Origin of the sequence: Halomonas zincidurans B6, from assembly GCF_000731955.1 — a bacterium.
Classification (GTDB): domain Bacteria; phylum Pseudomonadota; class Gammaproteobacteria; order Pseudomonadales; family Halomonadaceae; genus Modicisalibacter; species Modicisalibacter zincidurans.
The window spans coordinates 2779931-2799550 of the sequence record NZ_JNCK01000001.1 but is presented as its reverse complement, the minus strand read 5'-3'; the positions used below and the strand labels follow the sequence as shown (position 1 = coordinate 2799550).

The following is a 19620-nucleotide window of genomic DNA, read 5'->3' as shown; positions in this document are numbered from 1 at the left end:
GGGTCCCTCCTTGGTAGACGACGGGAAACGGCCAGTTGGCGGCTGCCTCCAGTCTAGTTGGCTCGTTGGTCAGCGTGTGTCGAGGTGCCGCCTAGCGGCGGCCGGAGTGGCCGAAGCCGCCGGTGCCGCGCTGGCTGGCGGCGAAGTCTTCGACGATCTCGATCTCGGCCTGAACGACCGGGACCAGCACGAACTGGGCCAGGCGTTCGCCGGGTTCGAGGGTAAACGGCGTCTGGCCGCGGTTCCACACCGAGATCAGCAGCTCGCCCTGGTAATCGGAGTCGATCAATCCGACCAGGTTGCCGAGCACGATGCCGTGCTTGTGGCCCAGTCCCGAGCGCGGCAGGATCATTCCCGCCAGGCCCGGGTCGGCAATGTGCGCGGCGAGCCCGGTGCGCACCAGCTCGCAGGCGCCGGGCGCCAGCGTCAGCGGCGCATCGAGCAGCGCGCGCAGGTCCATGCCGGCGCTGCCCTGGGTAGCGTAGTGCGGCAGCGGGTAGTCGCGTACCCGCTCGTCGAGGATCTTGACCGCCAACTGCGGCTGGCGACGCAGCGGCTCGGGGTTGGCAGTATCGGTGACGGCGGTATCGCTGACTGTATCGAGGGTTGTATCGCTCATTGGGGATCCTGTTGCGGCGCGGCGGGCGGAACTTCTGCGGTCGATGGGCCGGAGCGCATTGCACGATAACCGCGCAGCGCCTGGTCGATCACCGCCTCGGCCAGGCGGGCCTTGCTCTGCGCCGGCAGCTCGGCGCGCCCGGGCTCGACGGCGGCATTGCGCCACAGCACCAGCGCGGCGTTGTCGTCGGCGCCGAAGCCGAGCCCGGCTTGCGAGACGTCGTTGGCGACGATCATGTCGAGGTTCTTGCGCTCGAGCTTGTCGCGGGCGTAGCTCTCGAGATCGCGGGTCTCGGCGGCGAAACCGACCATGAACGGCCGTGGGCTGGCGGCGGCGCTTTCGCTAACACTGGCGTTAATACGAGCCTCGGCGATCAGGGCAATGATGTCGGGGTTCCTGACCAGTTTCAGGGTCATCCCGTCATCGTTGGCGCTCTTCTTGAGCTTGTGCGCGGCGATCTGTTCGGCGCGGTAGTCGGCGACCGCCGCGCAGCCGATGAAGATGGCGCTGTCGCCGGCCGCCTGGCGGGCCGCCGCGAGCATCTCGTCGGCCGAAGTCACATCGATGCGCTCCACGCCGGCCGGCGTGGCGAGCGCCACCGGGCCACTGATCAGGCGCACGCGGGCGCCGCGATTCGCGGCCGCGGCGGCCAGCGCATAGCCCATCTTGCCCGAGCTGTGGTTGGAGAGATAGCGCACCGGATCGAGGGCTTCGCGAGTCGGCCCGGCGGTAATGGTCACCGTCAGCCCGCGGGCGTCGTCGGCCTGCGGCGATGATTCGGATGCGCTCGGCGCGTCTTCGGGCGCCATGGAAAGAGGCGCGTCTTCGGGCGCCATGGAAAGAGGCGCGTCTTCGGGCGCCATGGCAGACGCGGCCCCGGGCGTTACAGAAAGCCCGGCGACGATCGCCTCGGGCTCGAGCATGCGCCCGGCGCCGACGTCGCCGCAGGCCTGGTCGCCGGAATCGGGACCCAGCAATCGCCAGCCGTAGCCCTCGAGGCGACGGGCATTGTCGCGGGTCGCCGGGTGGCCCCACATCGCCTGGTTCATCGCCGGTGCCATGACGCATTCGGCGTGGGTGGCCAGACACAGCGTGGTCAGCAGGTCGTCGGCGTGGCCATGGGCGAGCCGCGCCATCAGGTCGGCGGTGGCCGGGGCGATCAGGATAAGCTCGGCCCAGCGCGCCAGCTCGATATGGCCCATGCCGGCTTCCGCCTCGGGGTCGAGCAGCGAGGTGCGCACGCTCTCGCCGGTCAGCGCCTGCAGGGTCAGCGGGGCGATGAAGGCCTGGGCGCCCTCGGTCATCACCACGCGCACCTCGGCGCCGGCCTTCTTCAAAAGGCGCGCGAGCACGGCGCTCTTGTAGGCGGCAATGCCGGCGCTGATGCCGAGCAGGATGCGCTTGCCGATCAATGGCGTGGCGGCCAGCTGTGACATGACGGTTCACCCCTGGAACGTTCGGGATTCGATTTTATCATCCTGCCGGGGGCTTTGCGTCATCGCCCGTCAGCCGGCCGCGGGCGGTTAGCGTGTCAACCGGCGGACCGCGGTCTCGACGCCACGCAGCTCGGCGAGGCCCTTGAGGCGGCCGATCAGCGGATAGCCGGGGCGCGTGTCTCTGTGCAGGTCGTCGAGCAAGTGGTGGCCGTGGTCGGGGCGCAGCGGCAGGCGCGGCCCGCCGTCGCGCTCGCGGCGGCGCTCCTCGTCGATTAGCGTCTTGATCACCCCGACCATGTCGACGTCGCCGCCGAGGTGCGCCGCCTCGTGAAAGGTCCGTGGGTCGGACTCGCGGCGGGTGGCGCGCAGGTGGGCGAAATAGATGCGCGAGGCGAAACGCTCGCCCATCGCCACCAGATCGATCGCCGCACTGACGCCATAGGAACCGGTGCAGAAGGTCAGGCCGTTGGCCGGGCTGGGCGCGGCGTCGAGCAGCCACTGGGCGTCGTCGGGGGTCGAGACCACCCGCGGCAGGCCGAACAGCGAGCGGGGCGGATCGTCGGGGTGGATGGCCAGCCGGATGCCGACCTCTTCGGCCACCGGCACGATGGCGCGCAGGAAGTGGCCCAGGTTGTCGCGCAACCGAACGGCATCGATCGTGGCGTAGTCGGCGATCGCCTGGCGAAAGCGCGCCAGGGTGTAGTGCTCCTCGGCGCCGGGCAGCCCGGCGATGAGGGTATCGACCAGTCGCCGGCGCGCCGTGTCGTCGAGGCCATCGAGATGGTGGCGCGCGTCGGCGCGTTCGGCGTCGCTGTAGTCGCGCTCGGCCCCGGGGCGCTTTAGCAGGTACAGGTCGAAGGCGGCGAACGCGGTCTGCTCGAAGCGCAGCGCGGTACCGCCGCCGGGCAGCGGCCAGGCCAGGTCGGTGCGCGTCCAGTCGAGCACCGGCATGAAGTTGTAGCACACCACGTCGATGCCGCAGGCCGCCAGGTTGCGCAGCGTCTGCTGGTAGCGCGCGATATAGCACTCGCAGTCGCCGCGGCGCTGCTTGATGTTTTCGTGGACCGGCACGCTCTCGACCACCGACCAGGCGAGGCCGGCGGCCTCGATCAGCGCCTTGCGTTCGGCGATCGCGGCTTCCGGCCAGGTCTCGCCGTTGGCGATCTCATGCAGTGCGGTGACGATGCCGGTGGCGCCCGTCTGGCGGACATCGGCCAGGCTGATGGGGTCGCTGGGGCCGAACCAGCGCCAGGTGTGTTCCATGGATTCGCTACTCCATCGAGGATTCGAGGTTGGTCGGAATGGCCCCGGCGCCGCGAGCGCCGGTGGCCGGCACAGGATCGGTCACTCCCCGAGCAGCAGGTTGGGGAGCCACAGCGACAGCGCGGGGATGTACGCCACCAGCATCAGCACCACCAGATTTCGGCGTCGCGAATCGTCATGCCGGGTCCCCGGTGGCGAAAAGTGGGGCGCTGGCGGCGTCGAACAAACCGGGATGGCGCGCGATGAGTTCGGGCAGCGAGCGCAGGATCTCGCGCATGTGCGCCTTGACCGCGCGCTCGGCCGCATCGGCATCGCCTGCGGCGACACTGTCGAGGATCGCGGTGTGCTGTTCGATCAGCGTGGCGATCGGCGTGGCGTCCGGCACGCTCAGATAGCGCACCCGGTCCAGTTGGGCCTTGACCTCCTGGGTGACGCCCCAGGCAGCGTCGTGGCCAGCGCCCAGCGACAGCGTGCGATGAAAGGCTTCGTCGAGGCGATAGAAGCGGTCGTGATCGTCGCTGTCGGTACAGCGTTTCTGGCGCACGATCAGTTCGCGGAGTTCGTCGAGTACCGCCTTGCTCAGGCCTTGTTCGGCGGCCGAGCGGGCAACCGCCGCCTCGAGCGCCTCGCGTACGAAGCGCGCCTCCATGACCGCGGCCTGCGAGATGGGCACTACATAAGTGCCGCGCTGCGGACGTACTTCCACCAGGCCGGCCTCGGATAGCCGGATGAACGCTTCGCGCACCGGCTGGCGGCTGACGGCGAAGGTCTCGGCGATCTCCTTCTCGGAGAGCGCCTGACCGGGCGCCAGCGTCATGCGAATGATCGATTGACGCAGCACTGCATAAAGGCGCTGGCGGACGTTGCTTTCCGGCTGTTCTTCCCAGAGCGCGAGTAACGACGGCGTCATGGCGATGGTCTTCGGCTGCCTGATATAACTAGTATGGTAGTTGGATTGGCAGCAGGCGCGATGAGACCTTGGTCGATAGTCGGGCCGCCTTGACTTGGCGGCATGTCGGCAGGACCACGTATGCAAATTCGCTGATACACTGACACTACCGGCCGGCCATGAGCGAGCGCGTTACTCGCCCACGCCCTGACAACCAACGACAAGAGCCTGTCATGACATCGATACCCGATCGCCGCTGTTTACCGCCCAGTACCTATACCCTGAACGACCTCGACGAGCCGTTGGCGATGACGACCGCCCTGAGGGCTCTCGCTTGACGACTTGTCTCGCTTTTCATGGGCGCGCCGCGGTCAGCGTGCAGCCCACCGCCTTCTTTGACTCGCGGGTGATGCATGGCAATCCGACACTGGCCGGAAGGTGAGCGGCCGCGCGAAAAGCTCATGAGTCTCGGCTCGCAGTCGCTCAGCGATGCCGAGCTGTTGGCGATATTCCTGCGCGTGGGCGTCAAGGGGCGCTCGGCGGTGGACCTGGCCCGCGACCTGCTCGGTTCCTTCGGCGGTCTGCGGCCGCTGCTCGAGGCCGACCGCGAGCGCTTCTGCGCCGAGCACGGCCTGGGCGAGGCCAAGTACGTGCAGCTGCAGGCGGTGCTCGAACTGTCGCGCCGCCACCTGGCCAGCCAGCTCGAGCGCGGCGGGGCGCTGACCTCGCCGACGCTGGTCAGGGCCTACCTGGCGTCGCAGATGCGCCACCTGGGACATGAGGAGTTCGCCGCGCTGTTCCTCGATACCCAGCATCGGGTGATCCGCTTCGAGTCGCTGTTCCGCGGCACGCTGGACAGCGCCTCGGTCTACCCACGCGAGGTGGCCAAGCGGGCGCTGGAGCTGGGCGCCGGGGCGCTGATCTTCGCCCACAATCATCCGTCGGGCGTCGCCGAGCCCAGCGACGCCGACCGGCGCATCACCGAACGTCTGAAGCAGGCGCTGGAGCTGTTCGAGATTCGCGTGCTCGATCACTTCGTGGTCGGCGACGGCGAGGTGGTGTCGTTCGCCGAACGCGGCTGGCTGTAAGGGAAACCATGGGCGCCGGCGACAAGAATCGCTAGAATCGCCGCGTTTCGGGGCAATCGGGCTTTCCTCGCTTGCCGAGACGCCGGGGCTCTGGTATAACGTACGCCCTTTGACTTCCTTGGGTTAATTAAGGGGCGGAAGGCGGTTACCTGCCATTCTCTCTTCCCGGTTTGCCCGACAGGTTTTGAACAACTCGCCCAGCGGTTGGAGGCTCCAATGTCCAAAGTATGTCAGGTTACCGGCAAGCGTCCGGTGACTGGTAACAACGTATCGCACTCCCAGCGCAAGACGCGTCGCCGTTTCGTGCCCAATCTTCACACCCACCGTTTCTGGGTGGAAGCCGAGAAGCGCTTCGTCAAGCTGCGCGTTTCCTCCAAGGGTATGCGGATCATCGACAAGAAAGGCATCGACACGGTGCTTTCCGAAATTCGCAAGCGCGGTGAGCGCATTTAACGGGAGTTAGGTCCATGCGTGACAAGATCAAGTTGGTGTCCAGCGCCGGTACCGGCCACTTCTACACCACCGCCAAGAACAAGCGGAATACCCCGGACAAGCTTGAATTCAAGAAGTACGATCCGGTCGTTCGCAAGCATGTAATGTACAAGGAAGCCAAGATCAAGTAACGAAGCGTCGATAAATGCCTGCGCACGCCAATCGCTGCGTTGCGCGGTGCTCGAAAGCTCGCCTAACAACCCGTTATGTCTCGCTTTCTGCACGCCGTGCGCCTTGCGCTTGACGCTGCTCGTCGATTTATCGATTGCTTCGAGGCTTAACTGCTTCCACCGCAGGCGTGGCGCCTGCCCGAAAAGACCCGGCCCCGTGCGCCGGGTCTTTTCGTATCCGGTCCGCCCGGCCAGTCACGGGCTGTCAGCCACGGAGCCCAGCATGCCCGAGTTGCCCGAAGTCGAGACCACCCGCCGCGGCATCGCCCCCTACGTCGAGGGTCGCGAGATCAATGAGGTGATCGTTCGCGAACGCCGCCTGCGCACCCCGGTGCCGGCCGATTTCGAACAGGCGCTGGTCGGGCGGCGTATCGGCGAATTGGGGCGCCGCGCCAAGTACCTGACGATCCCCCTGAGCGAGCCGCACGCGGAGCGACGCGCGCTGCTCTGGCATCTGGGCATGTCGGGCAGCCTGCGCATCGCCCGCCTCGGCGACTTGCCGAAAAAGCACGACCACGTCGACGTGGTGCTCGACGATGGGATGATCCTGCGCTATCACGATCCGCGCCGCTTCGGCTTCGTCGACTGGCTGCAGGGCGACGTGCGCAGCGATCCGCGGCTGGCCAAACTCGGCCCCGAGCCGCTGTCGCCGGACTTCACCGGCGAGCGGCTCTACCGGCTGTCGCGGGGCCGTCGGCTGGCGGTCAAGCCGTTTCTGATGGACAACGCGGTGGTCGTCGGTGTCGGCAACATCTATGCCGCGGAGGCGCTGTTTCTCGCCGGAATCGACCCGCGCCGGGCCGCCGGGCGCGTCTCCCGCGAGCGCTACGCGCGCCTCGCCGCGGCCGCTCGCGAGGTGCTCGCCGCGGCGATCACCCAGGGCGGCACCACGCTGCGCGATTTCGTCAGCGGCACCGGCGAGCCCGGCTATTTCGCCCAGCGGCTCAACGTCTATGGTCGCGCCGGCCAGGCCTGCCGGCGTTGTAGCGGCGAGCTGCGCCTGATCACCCTGGGGCAGCGGGCGAGCGTGTTCTGCGCCCATTGTCAGACCTGACGCGCGTGCGGCCGCGGGCTTTCCCCCGGGGGGCGCGAGCGCGTTAAAATGCCAACATCGTGATGACCTGAACCGGAGTCCCCGTGACTGAACGCCTGCGCCTCAAGAAGAACGCCGATCGCCGCCTCAAGGCCGGTCATCTGTGGCTCTACTCCAACGAGATCGACACCCAGGAGACGCCCCTGAAGGGCGTCGAGCCGGGTGCCCAGGCCGTCATCGAGGCGGCCAGCGGCAAGCCGATGGGCATCGCCTACGTCAACCCCAACTCGCTGATCTGCGCGCGGGTGGTCTCGCGCGACGTCAACGTGCGCCTGGATCGCTCGCTGCTGGTGCACCGTTTCAACCAGGCGCTGGCGCTGCGCGAGCGGCTGTTCGACAAGCCCTTCTACCGCCTGGTGTTCGGCGAGGGCGATTTGTTGCCGGGGCTGGTCGTCGACCGCTTCGGCGACGTGCTGGTGGTGCAGCTCAACACGCTGGGCATGGAGCGTCTCGGCGAGGAGATCGTCGCTGCGCTGGACAAGGTGCTGGCACCGCGCGCCATCGTGTTCAAGAACGACTCCTCGGGGCGCCGCCAAGAGCAGCTCGAGAGCCATGTCGAGGTAGTCCACGGCGAGCTGCCCGACCAGGTGCTGCTGGAAGAGAACGGCGTGCGCTTCGCCGCCCCGGTAGTGGATGGCCAGAAGACCGGTTGGTTCTTTGATCACCGCGCCAACCGCGCCTGGCTCAACGCTCTGGTCGAGGGCAGGCGGGTGCTCGACCTGTACAGCTACGTGGGTGGCTGGGGCGTGCAGGCCGCCGCCCACGGCGCCGCCGAAGTGCTGTGCGTCGATCGCAGCGGCGAGGCGCTCGAACGGGTCGCCGAGAACGCCGCGCTCAACGCGGTGGGCGATCGGGTGGCGATCGGCGAGGCGGACATCTTCGAGGCGCTGGCGTCGCTCAAGGCGGACGGCGAGCAGTTCGATGTGGTGATCCTCGATCCGCCGGCGTTCATCAAGAAGCGCAAGGACATCCCCAACGGCGAACGCGCCTATGCGCGGCTCAACCGCGAGGCGATGCGCCTGCTGGGCCGCGACGGGTTGTTGATGAGCGCCTCGTGTTCGATGCACCTGACGCCGGAGCGCCTGGTTGAGTGCGTGCGCGGCGCGGTGCGCCATCAGGACCGTCATGGTCAGCTGATCTATCAGGGCGGCCAGGGGGCGGATCACCCGGTGCACCCGTCGATCCCCGAGACTGCCTATCTCAAGGCGCTCGGGGTTCGCGTGTTCCGCGACTGAGCGCCGATGCGATGACCTGGGTGCGGCTCTACCAGCATGCCAACCTGCTCGTGGTGGCCCATGTCCGCAACGTGCTGGAGGCCGCGGGCATCGCCTGCGAGTTGCGCAATACCACGCTCGGCGGCGGCGCCGGCGAGCTCCCGCCGGGCGATTGCGAACCGGCGGTGTGGGTCGAGAGTCGCCAGATGACCGCGGCACAAGCGCTACTCGACGAAGCGTTGGCGGGTCCCGCGCGACCCTTGCAGGTGTGGGTCTGCCCACAGTGCCATGAACGTCTCGACGGCGTATTCGACGCCTGCTGGCAGTGCGGTACGGCGCGCCCGGGTTGACCCCCGCCCACCGTGGAGAAAATCGCAAGACAGGAGCCCGTGATGAGCTGGGAACTGCCGTCGCCCTTCGTGATCGGCATCGAGGTCGAAGAGGCTGCCATCGACGCCTACGGGCACGCCAACAACGCCGAGTATCTGCGCTGGATCGAGCGCATCAGTTGGGCGCATTCGCAGCATCTCGGCCTGGACATCCACGATTATCGCCGCCACGACCGGGCGATGGCGGTCCATCGTCACGAGTTGGATTATCTGGCGCCGGCACGTGCCGGCGATTCGCTCGAGCTGGCGACCTGGATCGTCGCCTGCGACGGCCGTCTGACCCTGACCCGCCGCTTCCAGCTGGTGCGCGACAGCGACGCCACGACGCTGCTGCGCGCCCGTACGCGCTTCGCCTGCATCGAGCTTTCCAGCGGCCGGGCGCGGCGCATGCCGATGGACTATCGCGACATCTATGGTCGGGCGCTCGTCGAGGAGCCGACCTGAGCCGCGCCCGAAAGCTTGCTGTCTGCGCATTTTGGACAGCAGATATTGCTGTCTGAAATCCCGCATGCCGAATAAATCTTCGTTTTTATTCGGCTTCTATCGCACCCGCCACGCTGTGTTGTACTAATGGCAGATAATCCGCTATTCGTCGCAGGAGTGACAGCCATGAAGATCGCCGTGCCCAAGGAAATCAAGAATCACGAATACCGCATCGCCCTGACCCCGACCGGGGTGCGCGAACTCGTCGAACGCGGCCATCGGGTCACCGTGGAGCAGGGCGCCGGCGACGGCTCGGGCTTCGCCGACGCCGCCTACGAGGCGGCGGGCGCGACCCTCGAATCCGACGTCGAGGCGCTATGGAAGAACGCCGAGTTGATCGTCAAGGTCAAGGAGCCCCAACCCGATGAGGTCGCCCGGCTCGGCGCGGGGCAGACGCTGTTCACCTACCTGCATTTGGCCGCCGAGGAGAAGCTCACCCGCGACCTGATGGCCAGCGGCGCTACCTGCATCGCCTACGAAACCATTACCGCGCCCCAGGGCGGCCTGCCGCTGCTGGCGCCGATGAGTACCGTGGCCGGGCGCATGGCCGTGCAGGCCGGGGCGCACAGCCTGGAGAAGGCCCAGGGCGGCGCGGGCGTGTTGTTGCCCGGGGTGCCCGGGGTGGCGCCGGCGCGGGTGACGGTGATCGGCGGCGGGGTGGTCGGCGAGAACGCCGCGCGCATGGCGCTGGGTCTGGGTGCCGAGGTCACCGTGCTCGACAAGTCCATCCCGCGCCTGGAGACCCTGGATGATCGCTACCAGGGCCGGTTGCATACCGTCTATTCGACCGCCGACGCGCTCGAGGAGGCGGTGCGCGAGTCCGACCTGATCATCGGCGCGGTACTGGTGCCCGGCGCCGCGGCGCCCAAGCTGATCACTCGCGCCATGCTGGCCGACATGAAGCCCGGCAGCGTGCTGGTCGACGTGGCCATCGACCAGGGCGGCTGCTTCGAGACCAGCAAGGCGACCACCCACGCCGAGCCCACCTACGTGGTCGACGGCGTGGTGCACTACTGCGTGGCCAACATGCCCGGCGCCGTGGCGCGTACGTCCACCCAGGCGTTGACCAACGCCACCATGCCGTTCATCGCCGCGCTGGCCGACAAGGGCTGGCAGCGGGCGTTGGCCGAGGATCGGCATTTCATGGCCGGGCTCAACGTCCACGATGGCCAGGTGACCCATCCGGCGGTGGCCAGTGCCTTCGGTCTGGAGAGCGTCGACCCGGTCAGCCTGACCGGCTGAGCCCGTCAGGCACATTCCACCACCCCGGCATCAGTCGGGGTGGCAAGGGTAGTGGTGGCGGTCGCTTTGAAAAGCCTTGGCGCGTTACACTGGCGTCTTTGCCATCGCTTGCAGACACCTTTATTGCCATGCACAAGACTCGCGTTCTTACCGGCATCACCACCACCGGCACGCCGCATCTCGGCAATTATGTCGGCGCCATCAAGCCGGCCATCGCCGAGAGCCAGGACCCCGGCGTCCAGTCCTATTATTTCCTCGCCGACCTGCATGCGCTGATCAAGTGCCAAGACCCCAAGCGGGTGGAGGCCTCGCGCCTCGAGATCGCCGCGACCTGGCTGGCGCTGGGCCTGGATACCGACAACGCGATCTTCTATCGCCAGTCGGACATTCCCGAGATTCCCGAGTTGACCTGGATGCTGTCCTGCGTGTGCGCCAAGGGGCTGATGAATCGCGCCCACGCCTACAAGGCGGCGGTTGCCGACAACGAGGCGGCGGGCAATTCCGATCCCGACAAGGGCGTGACCATGGGGCTGTTCGGCTACCCGGTGCTGATGGCCGCCGATATCCTGATGTTCAACGCCAACAAGGTGCCGGTGGGCCGCGATCAGATCCAGCACATCGAGATGGCCCGCGACATGGCCGGGCGCTTCAATCACCTCTACAAGGGTGAGTACTTCACCCTGCCCGAGGCGGTGGTCGACGAGAAGGTCGAGGTGCTCGGCGGGCTCGACGGGCGCAAGATGTCCAAGAGCTACAACAATACCATTCCGCTGTTCGTCTCCGAGAAGAAGCTCTTGAAACTGGTGCGCAAGATCAAGACCAACTCGCTGGAGCCGGGCGAGCCCAAGAATCCCGACGGCTGCACGCTGTTCCAGATCTATTCGGCCTTCGCCAGCGCCGAGGAGAGCCAGGCGATGCGTCGGCGCTACGCCGAGGGCATTGGCTGGGGCGAGGCCAAGGACTCGCTGTTCGAATACCTCAACGCGCATCTGCGCGAGCCGCGCGAGCGCTATCTGGCGCTGATGGAGGACCCCGGGTACATCGAGGACGTGCTGAAGAAGGGGGCCGAACGCGCCCGCGCCGAGGCCGCGCCGTTGATGGATCGGCTACGCCAGAGCGTGGGCCTGGGGCGCTTCGCCTAAAACACGTCGAGTCGCCGGCGCATGACGGGTGCGTTGCGCGATGAGCCATGACATGAACAGCGACCGAACGGAGCCTTGGGCTCCGTTTTTTCATGCGAAAAAGTTATTGTTGCGATTTCTTTTATGCATTTCACACTATTCAGCTTAGAAGCTAGGCTCTTAACTATTCGAATCGGACTTTTGACGGAGGCAGGAATGGCGCAGACAAGCATAGCGGCACCGCGAATGGCGCCGACGACCTGGATTCCGGGTCTGTTGCTGGCGATCGGCGTCGTCGCGCTGGGGATCGCTTTCGGCCCGCGCCTGGCGGCGCTGGTGCTGGTCGGTGGCGCTTTTGGCGTGGTGCTTTATCATGCCGCCTTCGGCTTCACCGCAGCTTGGCGGGTGTTCATTCTCCAGCGTCGCGGGCGTGGCTTGCGCGCACAGATGGTGATGCTGACATTGGCGGTGGTGCTGTTCTTTCCGGCGCTGGGCGCCGGGTCGCTGTTCGGCACCCCGGTCAACGGGTTCGTGGCGCCGGTGGGCATCTCGGTGCTGGTCGGGGCCTTTCTGTTCGGGCTGGGCATGCAGCTGGGCAGCGGCTGCGCCTCGGGCACGCTATACACCGTGGGTGGCGGCAACGCGCGGATGCTGATCACCCTGGTGTTCTTCATCGTCGGCTCGCTGATCGGTACCGCGCACTTCAGTTGGTGGACCAGCCTGCCGGCCTTTCAGCCGGTGTCGTTGGTCGACGTGTTCGGCGCCGGCGGCGGCATCGCCGTCAGCGTGGTGCTGTTCGCGGCGATCGCCGGCGTCACGGTGCTGGTGGAGCGGCGGCGTCACGGCGGGCTCGAGGCGACACCGGAACACGACACCCGGCATGGCTCGCGCTGGCTGCGCGGGCCGTGGCCGCTGCTCGCCGGGGCGGTGGGCCTGGCGCTGCTCAACTTCATCACCCTGTGGCTGGCCGGGCGGCCCTGGGGCATCACCTCGGCGTTCGCGCTGTGGGGCGCCAAGGGCTTCGAGGCGCTGGGTGGCGACGTCAGTCAGTGGGGCTACTGGCAACTGCCCGGCAACGCCGAGGCGCTCAGGGCCAGCGTGTGGTCGGACATCACCACGGTGATGAACCTGGGCATCATCCTCGGGGCAATGATAGCCGCCTCGCTGGCCGGGCGCTTCGCGCCGAACTGGCGCATTCCTCTGCGCTCGGTGGTGGCCGCCGTCATCGGTGGATTGCTGCTGGGTTACGGTGCGCGGCTGGCCTTCGGCTGCAACATCGGCGCCTACTTCGGCGGCATCGCCTCGGGCAGCCTGCACGGCTGGCTGTGGCTGGTCGCGGCGTTTGCCGGCAACATGCTGGGCGTGAAGCTGCGGCCATGGTTCTTCGAGCGTCCGCGGCGGACCCTGGAAGGGCGCTGAAGCGCGTTTGTCCGGAGGCTTCAACTGTCGAAGACGGGTTCTGAGCGCCGTCATGCTGGGGCGAAGCCGGACGCGCGCGTCCGGCGGCGGCGCACGGGGGGCTGGCGTGTTATCTTTACGCCACTGGACTGCGTTCGGCTCTTTGCGCGTCAGACGCGCATAGGGGCCCGCCGACACCCTTGAACCAACCTCGAGTCGAGAGATGAGCGAAAACGTCAAGCGTCCCCTGTACACCCCCTACGCCGGCCCGTCACTGCTGGAGATGCCGCTGCTCAACAAGGGCAGCGCGTTCACGCTCAAGGAGCGCATCGACTTCAATCTGATCGGCTTGCTGCCGCAGAATGTCGAGACCATCGAGGAACAGGCCGAGCGCGCCTATCGTCAATACCGCCTGTGCAAGAACGATCTCGACAAGCACATCTACCTGCGCTCGATCCAGGACGACAACGAGACGCTGTTCTTCCGCCTGCTCGAGGAACATCTCGAGGAGATGATGCCGATCATCTACACGCCGACAGTCGGCGAGGCGTGCGAGGAATTTTCCAACATCTACCGCAACCATCGCGGGATCTTCGTCGCCTACCCCGACCGCGAGCACATGGACGACATCCTGCGCAGCGCCACCAAGGACAAGGTCAAGGTGATCGTGGTCACCGACGGCGAGCGCATCCTGGGGCTCGGCGATCAGGGCATCGGCGGCATGGGCATCCCCATCGGCAAGCTCTCGCTGTATACCGCCTGCGGTGGCGTCAGCCCGGCCTACACGTTGCCGATCATGCTCGACGTGGGCACCAACAACCAGCAACTGCTCGACGACCCGATGTACATGGGCTGGCGCCACAAGCGCATCAGCGACGAGGAGTACGACGAGTTCATCGACATGTTCATGCAGGCGGTCAAGCGCCGCTGGCCCAACGTGCTGCTGCAATTCGAGGACTTCGCTCAGACCAACGCCATGCCGCTGCTCGAGCGCTATCGCGACGAGCTGTGCTGCTTCAACGATGACATCCAGGGCACCGCGGCGGTCTGCGTGGGGACCCTGCTGGCCGCCTGCAAGTCGCGCGGCGTGCGCATCAGCGATCAACGCGTGACGTTCGTCGGCGCCGGTTCGGCGGGCTGCGGCATCGCCGAACAGATCATCGTCGCGATGAAGGCGGACGGTCTCAGCGACAAGCAGGCCCGCGAGCGCATCTTCATGGTCGACCGCAACGGCCTGCTGACCGACGACATGGCAGGGCTCCACGACTTCCAGCAGCGCCTGGCCCAGCCGCGCGAGATCGTCGCCGACTGGCCGGGCAGCCAGCTGATCGACGTGGTCGAGCAGGCCCAGCCGACGATCCTGATCGGCGTGTCGGGGCAGAAGGGGCTGTTCAGCGAGACGGTGATTCGTGGCATGCACGCCAACTGCCCCAACCCGTTGGTGATGCCGCTGTCCAACCCCACCTCGCGTGCCGAGGCGATGCCCCAGGACATCCTCGACTGGACCAACGGCCAGGCGCTGGTGGCCACCGGCAGTCCCTTTCCGCCGGTGACCGTCGACGGCCGCAAGATTCCCATCGCCCAGTGCAACAACGCCTATATCTTCCCCGGGGTCGGCCTCGGCGTGGTTGCGGCCAATGCCACGCGGGTCACCGACGGCATGCTGATGGCGGCCTCCAACGCGCTGGCCAACGGCGCGCCGATCGTCGAGTACGGCGAGGGCGCGCTGCTGCCGGCGCTCAAGGACATTCGCGAGCTGAGCGAGGCGATCGCCTTCGACGTTGCCAAGCAGGCCCAGGAAGAGGGTGTCGCGCTGAGCTCCAGTGACGAGATGCTGCGCGCGGCGATCGAGCGCAGCTTCTGGTACCCGCGCTACCGTCGCTATCGGCGTCGCGCCTACTAGGAGCCCGTCGGACTTGATACTGACCTACTGCGAATCCCGGCCTTTCGGCCAATTCCATCGATCCATTTCGTTAAATAGCGCGCTATTCGCCTCAATCGATCGATAAATTTGACTCGAAACCCGTGCTTCTCGTGACGATCGGCCAAGCCCGACAGACTCCTAGGAGTCTGTCGGGCAGAGGATGTCAGGGCGAGCTACGCCTTGCTGGCATAGGCGTAGAGCAGCGTCTCCTGGGCGCTGACCGGGGCGCTGGCACAGGGGTCCTGCTTCAAGTAGCTGCCGTCTTCCTGGAGCAGCCAGCTCTGGCAGTTGTCGACCAGATAGGTCTCCAGGTCCTTGCGCACCCGCTGGGCGAGCTTCTTGTCGAGAATCGGGAAGCAGGTCTCCACCCGGTGGAACATGTTGCGTTCCATGAAGTCGGCGCTCGACGCCCAGGTTTCGGGCTTGCCGTCGTTGTGGAAATAGAACACCCGGGTGTGTTCGAGAAAGCGGCCGATATTCGAGCGCACCCGGATGTTGTCCGAGATGCCGGGCACCCCGGGGCGCAGGCAGCACATTCCGCGAATGATCAAATCGCAGCTCACCCCGGCCCGCGAGGCGCGATACAGCGCGCGGATCAGCCGCGGCTCGGTCAGCGAGTTGCACTTGACGATCAGGTGAGCCTTCTTGCCCATCTCTGCGACCTTGGCTTCGCGGTCGATCATCTCGATCAATCGCTGGTGCAGCACGAAGGGCGCGTGCAGCAGCCTGGCGATGGTGCGCGGCTTGCCCATCCCCGAAAGCTGTTGGAAGACCCGGTGGACGTCCTCGCACAGCGTCTCGTTGGCGGTCATCAGGCTGTAGTCGGTGTACAGCTTGGCGGTCTTCGAATGGTAGTTGCCGGTGCCCAGGTGAACGTAGTAGCGCAGCTCGCCGCTTTCGCGGCGCACGATATGCAGCATCTTGGCATGGGTCTTGTAGGCCATCACCCCGTAGATGACGATCGCCCCGGCTTCCTGCAGGCGCGAGGCCAGCGCCAGGTTGTCGGCTTCGTCGAAGCGCGCGCGCAGCTCGATGACCACGGTGACTTCCTTGCCGTTGCGCGCCGCGTCGACCAGCGCGCCGACGATGCTCGAGTCGGCGCCGGTGCGATACAGCGTCTGCTTGATCGCCAGCACGTCGGCGTCGCGGGCGGCCTCGCGCAGCAGATCCTCGACCGGCGCGAACGACTGGAAGGGGTGATGCAGCAGAATGTCGTTGCTACGAATTGCCTCGAACAGACTGCCGTCGGCCTTGAGGCTCTTGGGCAGCCCGGGAATGAAGGGCCGGTAGAGCAGGTCCGCGCGCTCGATATCGCCGAGTACCGACATCATGCGGGTCAGGTTGACCGGGCCGCTGACCCGGTAGAGATCCGGCTCGCCGAGCTCGAATTGCTTGAGCAGGAAATGGGCGAGCCGGTCGGGGCAGTTGTCGGCGACCTCCAGGCGCACGCCGTCGCCGTAGCGCCGCGCCAGGAGCTCGCCGCGTAGCGCCGAGGCCAGGTCGGATATCGCTTCGGGATCGACCGTCAGGTCGGCGTTGCGGGTCAGCCGAAACTGGTAGCAGCCGCGCACCTCCATGCCCGGAAAGACCTCCTGGGCATGGGCGTGGATCATCGACGACAGGAACACGTAGTCGGTATAGCCCGGCTCGGCGAGCGCATCGGGCAGGCGTATGACCCGCGGCAGCGAGCGCGGCGCCGGCAGGATCGCCAGGCCGCCTTCGCGACCGAAGGCATCCTTGCCCTCGAGTTCGACGATGAAATTGAGGCTCTTGTTGACCAGCCGCGGGAAGGGGTGCGAAGGGTCCAGCCCGATCGGGCTGATCACCGGCGCGATCTCCTCGTCGAAATACTCGCGGACCCAGTCGCGCTGGGGCGGGGTCCATTGCACACGGCGCCGGTAGCGAATGCGCTGCTCCTCGAGCGCGGGGATCAACACCTCGTTGAGGATGCGATACTGACGCTCGGTCTGTTCGTGGGCGATGCGCGAGATTTCGGCGAGTACCCGACGCGGGGGCAGGCCGTCGGGGGCACTGGCGTCCTCGTGGCCGAGCGCCAACTGGTGCTTGAGGCCGGCGACCCGGATCTCGAAGAACTCGTCGAGGTTCGACGAGAAGATCAACAGGAACATCAGCCGGTTGAGCAGCGGATGCGAGGCGTCCAGGGCCTGCTCGAGCACGCGAATGTTGAACTGCAGGTGCGAGAGCTCGCGATTGAAGTACAGCGACGGATCGTCGAGCTCGGCTTCCGGCGAGGGTGTCGGCTTGGCGTGAATGCCGGTGCGGGTGCGATTGACCCGCAACGGTGCCTCGTTGGTGGCATCGCTGCCCGCCGTGTCGGTGGACGGCACGGGCTGGTTCGACGTTTCTTCCATCGGGCGACTCCAGCGCGGCAAGGGCGCAGCCCGCCGCTATCGGTTGAGCAATTGCGCCGCGCGCTTGGCAAAGTAGCTCAGGATGCCGTCGGCACCGGCGCGCTTGAAGCACATCAGCGACTCGAGAATCACCGTATCGGCTTCCAGCCAGCCGTTCTCGAAGGCGGCCATGTGCATCGCGTACTCGCCGCTGACCTGGTAGGCGAAGGTCGGCACCTGCAACTCGCGCTTGATGCGACTCAGCACATCGAGATACGGCATGCCCGGCTTGACCATCACCATGTCGGCGCCCTCGGCGAGATCCAGTGCGGTCTCGTGCAGCGCCTCGTCGGCGTTGGCCGGATCCATCTGGTAGGTGGTCTTGTCGGCGCGCCCAAGGTTGCCCGCCGAGCCCACCGCGTCGCGGAACGGGCCGTAGTAGCGCGAGGCGTACTTGGCGGAGTAGGCCATGATCCGTGCGTTGTGCAGGTTCTCCTGCTCGAGCACCGCGCGAATCGCGCCGATTCGCCCATCCATCATGTCCGAGGGCGCGACGATGTCGGCGCCGGCCTCGGCGTGCGACAGCGCCTGCTTGAGCAGCGTCGCGACGCTGCGATCGTTCTGCACGTAACCGTGCTCGTCGAGGATGCCGTCCTGGCCGTGGCTGGTGTAGGGATCGAGCGCGACGTCGGTGATCAGGCCGAGCTCAGGGCAGGCCTGCTTGAGCGCGCGCACGCTGCGCTGGACCAGACCGCTGGCGTTGTAGGCTTCCTCGGCGAGCTCGCTCTTCTGGGCCGGATCGATCACCGGGAACAGCGCCAGCGCGGGAATGCCCAGCGCGGCGACTTCGCGTGCCTCTTCGATCAACAGGTCCAGCGACAGGCGCTCGACGCCGGGCATCGACGCCACCGCCTCGCGGCGATTCTCGCCCTCGAGCACGAACACCGGCAGGATCAGGTCGTCCGGGGTCAGCGTCGATTCGCGCATCAGGCGCCGCGAGAAGTCGTCCTTGCGCATGCGCCGCATGCGCGTATTCGGATACTGGCGTTGGGTTAGCAGGCTCAAGCTGGTTTCTCCGGTCGTGAAGGGACGCGACCGTCATTGTCGTCCACCATGCCCCGCGCATGTGACAAGGCGATGACAATGACGCTGATAGCTTCGAGTATATCAATGTCGGCAAGCGCACGGATAACCACGGCAAGACGTCGGCATTCAGCAGGAGAGCGGCGTTCGGGTGGCGTTGCCGGCCGCCTTCCGGGCTAGTCGGCGCCGTCGGGCTCTTCCGCATCGGCGCCACGGCGACGCTGCAACAGGCTTCCGGCGACGATGCCGACCTCGTAGAGCAGCCACATCGGCACCGCCAGCAAGGTCTGCGAGACGACATCGGGCGGGGTCATCAGCATGCCCACCACGAAGCAGCCGAGGATCACGTAGGGGCGTTTCCTGACCAGGCTCCCGACGCTGGTCGCCCCGGTCCAGATCAGCAGGAAGGTGGCAATGGGAATCTCGAAGGCCACGCCGAAGGCGAAGAACAGCTTGAGCACGAAATTCAGATACTGGTTGATGTCGGTCATCACCGCGACGTCCTGCGGCCCGGTGTGCACGAAGAAGTTGAACAGCAGCGGAAAGACCACATAGTAGGCGAACGCCGCGCCGCCGTAGAACAGCAGTACGCTCGAGGCTATCAGGGGCACCGCCAGGTGCTTCTCGTGCGCGTAGAGGCCGGGGGCGATGAACGCCCAGGCCTGGTGCAGCACGAACGGCACGGCGATGAACACCGCCACCACCAGGGTCAGCTTGAAAGGCGCCAGGAACGGCGAGGCGACCTCGGTGGCGATCATCTGCGAGCCTTCCGGCAGCAGCGCCATCAGCGGATCGGCGACGAAGGTGTAGATGTCGTTGGAAAACGCGTAGAGCGCGGCGAAGATCACCAGGATGGCGATCACCGCGCGCATCAGCCGCGAGCGCAGCTCGATCAGGTGCTCGATCAGCGGCGCCTGGGCCTGGGAGGGATCCGAGCCCTGGTCATCAGACGAGTGAGGGGAGTCGCTCATCGCGGCGTGGCGTCCTTGTCGGCGGCGGTCGGTGTCGGATCGACCGGCGTCGTGGCCGGCTCGACGGGTTCGTGGGCGGCCTGCTGGCTTGCCTCGTCGGGCTCGGCGCGATCCTCGTCATGGCGTCGCGGCTCGCCGCTGCCTTCGAGCTCGCGACGCGCCTTGCCCAGGCCGGCGTTGAACTTCTTTTCCTGCTCGCTGAGTTTCTGGCGCAGCTCCTCGGCCTCGAGCTGGGCGTTGATCTCGCGTTGCATGTTGGCCACGGTGCGCTTGGCCTTGCCGATCCACAGCCCGGCGGTGCGCGCCGCCTTGGGCAGGCGCTCGGGGCCCAGCACCAGCAGGCCGACCACGCCGATCAGCATCAGCTCGAGAAAACCCACATCGAACATGGCGG

The 19620-nt window shown here is 66.6% G+C and carries 19 protein-coding genes; 11 read left to right on the top strand and 8 right to left on the bottom strand.

Annotated elements, in window-relative coordinates:
- Positions 1-91 precede the first annotated feature (91 nt).
- From dut to HALZIN_RS0113055, 4 genes are all read right to left on the bottom strand, one after another.
- Complete coding sequence (gene dut, locus HALZIN_RS0113070; RefSeq protein WP_084173587.1) at positions 92-619, bottom strand: dUTP diphosphatase; 528 nt, start codon at positions 617-619, stop codon at positions 92-94.
- Positions 616-2055, bottom strand: a complete 1440-nt coding sequence (gene coaBC, locus HALZIN_RS0113065) for a bifunctional phosphopantothenoylcysteine decarboxylase/phosphopantothenate--cysteine ligase CoaBC (protein ID WP_051907522.1) — start codon at positions 2053-2055, stop codon at positions 616-618. The genes dut and coaBC overlap by 4 nt, the downstream gene beginning before the upstream one ends.
- An 87-nt stretch (positions 2056-2142) precedes the next feature.
- A complete protein-coding gene (uxuA, locus tag HALZIN_RS0113060; RefSeq protein ID WP_031384647.1) occupies positions 2143-3318 on the bottom strand; it encodes a mannonate dehydratase in 1176 nt (391 codons plus the stop codon).
- A 175-nt stretch (positions 3319-3493) separates the two neighbouring features.
- On the bottom strand, positions 3494-4228 hold the full coding sequence (locus HALZIN_RS0113055; RefSeq protein ID WP_031384646.1) for a GntR family transcriptional regulator: 735 nt from the start codon (positions 4226-4228) through the stop codon (positions 3494-3496).
- Positions 4229-4620: 392 nt separating this feature from the next.
- Between HALZIN_RS0113055 and radC the strand changes: the two genes are divergently transcribed.
- The 11 genes from radC to HALZIN_RS0113000 all read left to right on the top strand — a co-directional run bounded on the left by radC (position 4621) and on the right by HALZIN_RS0113000 (position 14800).
- Positions 4621-5295, top strand: coding sequence for a RadC family protein (gene radC, locus HALZIN_RS0113050; protein ID WP_031384645.1), 675 nt, complete (start codon positions 4621-4623; stop codon positions 5293-5295).
- Positions 5296-5511: 216 nt separating this feature from the next.
- A complete protein-coding gene (gene rpmB, locus HALZIN_RS0113045; RefSeq protein ID WP_031384644.1) occupies positions 5512-5748 on the top strand; it encodes a 50S ribosomal protein L28 in 237 nt (78 codons plus the stop codon).
- 14 nt (positions 5749-5762) lie between these two features.
- Positions 5763-5918: a 50S ribosomal protein L33 gene (gene rpmG, locus HALZIN_RS0113040; protein WP_031384643.1), complete on the top strand. Its 156-nt coding sequence runs from the start codon at positions 5763-5765 to the stop codon at positions 5916-5918.
- A 262-nt stretch (positions 5919-6180) separates the two neighbouring features.
- The gene (mutM, locus tag HALZIN_RS0113035) at positions 6181-7011 is read left to right on the top strand and encodes a bifunctional DNA-formamidopyrimidine glycosylase/DNA-(apurinic or apyrimidinic site) lyase (RefSeq protein WP_031384642.1); all 831 of its coding nucleotides are present in this window, start codon (positions 6181-6183) and stop codon (positions 7009-7011) included.
- Positions 7012-7094: 83 nt separating this feature from the next.
- Positions 7095-8285 carry a class I SAM-dependent rRNA methyltransferase gene (locus HALZIN_RS0113030; protein ID WP_031384641.1) on the top strand — a complete coding sequence of 397 codons (1191 nt, stop codon included), beginning with the start codon at positions 7095-7097 and terminating at the stop codon, positions 8283-8285.
- Between the two features lie 11 nt (positions 8286-8296).
- Positions 8297-8614 carry a putative signal transducing protein gene (locus tag HALZIN_RS0113025; protein WP_031384640.1) on the top strand — a complete coding sequence of 106 codons (318 nt, stop codon included), beginning with the start codon at positions 8297-8299 and terminating at the stop codon, positions 8612-8614.
- Between the two features lie 42 nt (positions 8615-8656).
- A complete protein-coding gene (locus HALZIN_RS0113020) occupies positions 8657-9097 on the top strand; it encodes an acyl-CoA thioesterase (RefSeq protein ID WP_031384639.1) in 441 nt (146 codons plus the stop codon).
- A 165-nt stretch (positions 9098-9262) separates the two neighbouring features.
- A complete protein-coding gene (gene ald, locus HALZIN_RS0113015; protein WP_031384638.1) occupies positions 9263-10378 on the top strand; it encodes an alanine dehydrogenase in 1116 nt (371 codons plus the stop codon).
- Between the two features lie 128 nt (positions 10379-10506).
- Complete coding sequence (gene trpS / locus HALZIN_RS0113010) at positions 10507-11520, top strand: tryptophan--tRNA ligase (protein WP_031384637.1); 1014 nt, start codon at positions 10507-10509, stop codon at positions 11518-11520.
- Between the two features lie 195 nt (positions 11521-11715).
- Positions 11716-12918 (top strand): YeeE/YedE family protein, encoded by a 1203-nt coding sequence (locus HALZIN_RS0113005; protein WP_084173585.1) that lies wholly within the window; start codon positions 11716-11718, stop codon positions 12916-12918.
- A 202-nt stretch (positions 12919-13120) separates the two neighbouring features.
- Positions 13121-14800, top strand: a complete 1680-nt coding sequence (locus HALZIN_RS0113000) for an NAD-dependent malic enzyme (RefSeq protein ID WP_031384635.1) — start codon at positions 13121-13123, stop codon at positions 14798-14800.
- Between the two features lie 194 nt (positions 14801-14994).
- Here the strand turns inward: HALZIN_RS0113000 and ppk1 are convergent, their stop codons facing one another.
- The 4 genes from ppk1 to tatB form a co-directional block, all read right to left on the bottom strand.
- Entirely contained in the window at positions 14995-17193 is a 2199-nt protein-coding gene (gene ppk1, locus HALZIN_RS0112995) for a polyphosphate kinase 1 (RefSeq protein ID WP_031384634.1), read from the bottom strand.
- Positions 17194-17229: 36 nt separating this feature from the next.
- A complete protein-coding gene (hemB, locus tag HALZIN_RS0112990; RefSeq protein WP_031384633.1) occupies positions 17230-18237 on the bottom strand; it encodes a porphobilinogen synthase in 1008 nt (335 codons plus the stop codon).
- Between the two features lie 194 nt (positions 18238-18431).
- A complete protein-coding gene (tatC, locus tag HALZIN_RS0112985) occupies positions 18432-19226 on the bottom strand; it encodes a twin-arginine translocase subunit TatC (RefSeq protein ID WP_031384632.1) in 795 nt (264 codons plus the stop codon).
- Positions 19223-19615: a Sec-independent protein translocase protein TatB gene (gene tatB, locus HALZIN_RS0112980; protein ID WP_031384631.1), complete on the bottom strand. Its 393-nt coding sequence runs from the start codon at positions 19613-19615 to the stop codon at positions 19223-19225. Before tatB ends, tatC begins: the two co-directional genes overlap by 4 nt.
- Between the last annotated feature and the right edge of the window lie 5 nt (positions 19616-19620).

Coding starts and splice junctions, on each gene's coding strand:
- dut (WP_084173587.1), bottom strand. CDS start 619: ATGAGCGATACAACCCTCGATACAGTCAGCGATACCGCCGTCACCGAT.
- coaBC (WP_051907522.1), bottom strand. CDS start 2,055: ATGTCACAGCTGGCCGCCACGCCATTGATCGGCAAGCGCATCCTGCTC.
- uxuA (WP_031384647.1), bottom strand. CDS start 3,318: ATGGAACACACCTGGCGCTGGTTCGGCCCCAGCGACCCCATCAGCCTG.
- HALZIN_RS0113055 (WP_031384646.1), bottom strand. CDS start 4,228: ATGACGCCGTCGTTACTCGCGCTCTGGGAAGAACAGCCGGAAAGCAAC.
- radC (WP_031384645.1), top strand. CDS start 4,621: ATGGCAATCCGACACTGGCCGGAAGGTGAGCGGCCGCGCGAAAAGCTC.
- rpmB (WP_031384644.1), top strand. CDS start 5,512: ATGTCCAAAGTATGTCAGGTTACCGGCAAGCGTCCGGTGACTGGTAAC.
- rpmG (WP_031384643.1), top strand. CDS start 5,763: ATGCGTGACAAGATCAAGTTGGTGTCCAGCGCCGGTACCGGCCACTTC.
- mutM (WP_031384642.1), top strand. CDS start 6,181: ATGCCCGAGTTGCCCGAAGTCGAGACCACCCGCCGCGGCATCGCCCCC.
- HALZIN_RS0113025 (WP_031384640.1), top strand. CDS start 8,297: ATGACCTGGGTGCGGCTCTACCAGCATGCCAACCTGCTCGTGGTGGCC.
- HALZIN_RS0113020 (WP_031384639.1), top strand. CDS start 8,657: ATGAGCTGGGAACTGCCGTCGCCCTTCGTGATCGGCATCGAGGTCGAA.
- ald (WP_031384638.1), top strand. CDS start 9,263: ATGAAGATCGCCGTGCCCAAGGAAATCAAGAATCACGAATACCGCATC.
- trpS (WP_031384637.1), top strand. CDS start 10,507: ATGCACAAGACTCGCGTTCTTACCGGCATCACCACCACCGGCACGCCG.
- HALZIN_RS0113005 (WP_084173585.1), top strand. CDS start 11,716: ATGGCGCAGACAAGCATAGCGGCACCGCGAATGGCGCCGACGACCTGG.
- HALZIN_RS0113000 (WP_031384635.1), top strand. CDS start 13,121: ATGAGCGAAAACGTCAAGCGTCCCCTGTACACCCCCTACGCCGGCCCG.
- ppk1 (WP_031384634.1), bottom strand. CDS start 17,193: ATGGAAGAAACGTCGAACCAGCCCGTGCCGTCCACCGACACGGCGGGC.
- tatC (WP_031384632.1), bottom strand. CDS start 19,226: ATGAGCGACTCCCCTCACTCGTCTGATGACCAGGGCTCGGATCCCTCC.
- tatB (WP_031384631.1), bottom strand. CDS start 19,615: ATGTTCGATGTGGGTTTTCTCGAGCTGATGCTGATCGGCGTGGTCGGC.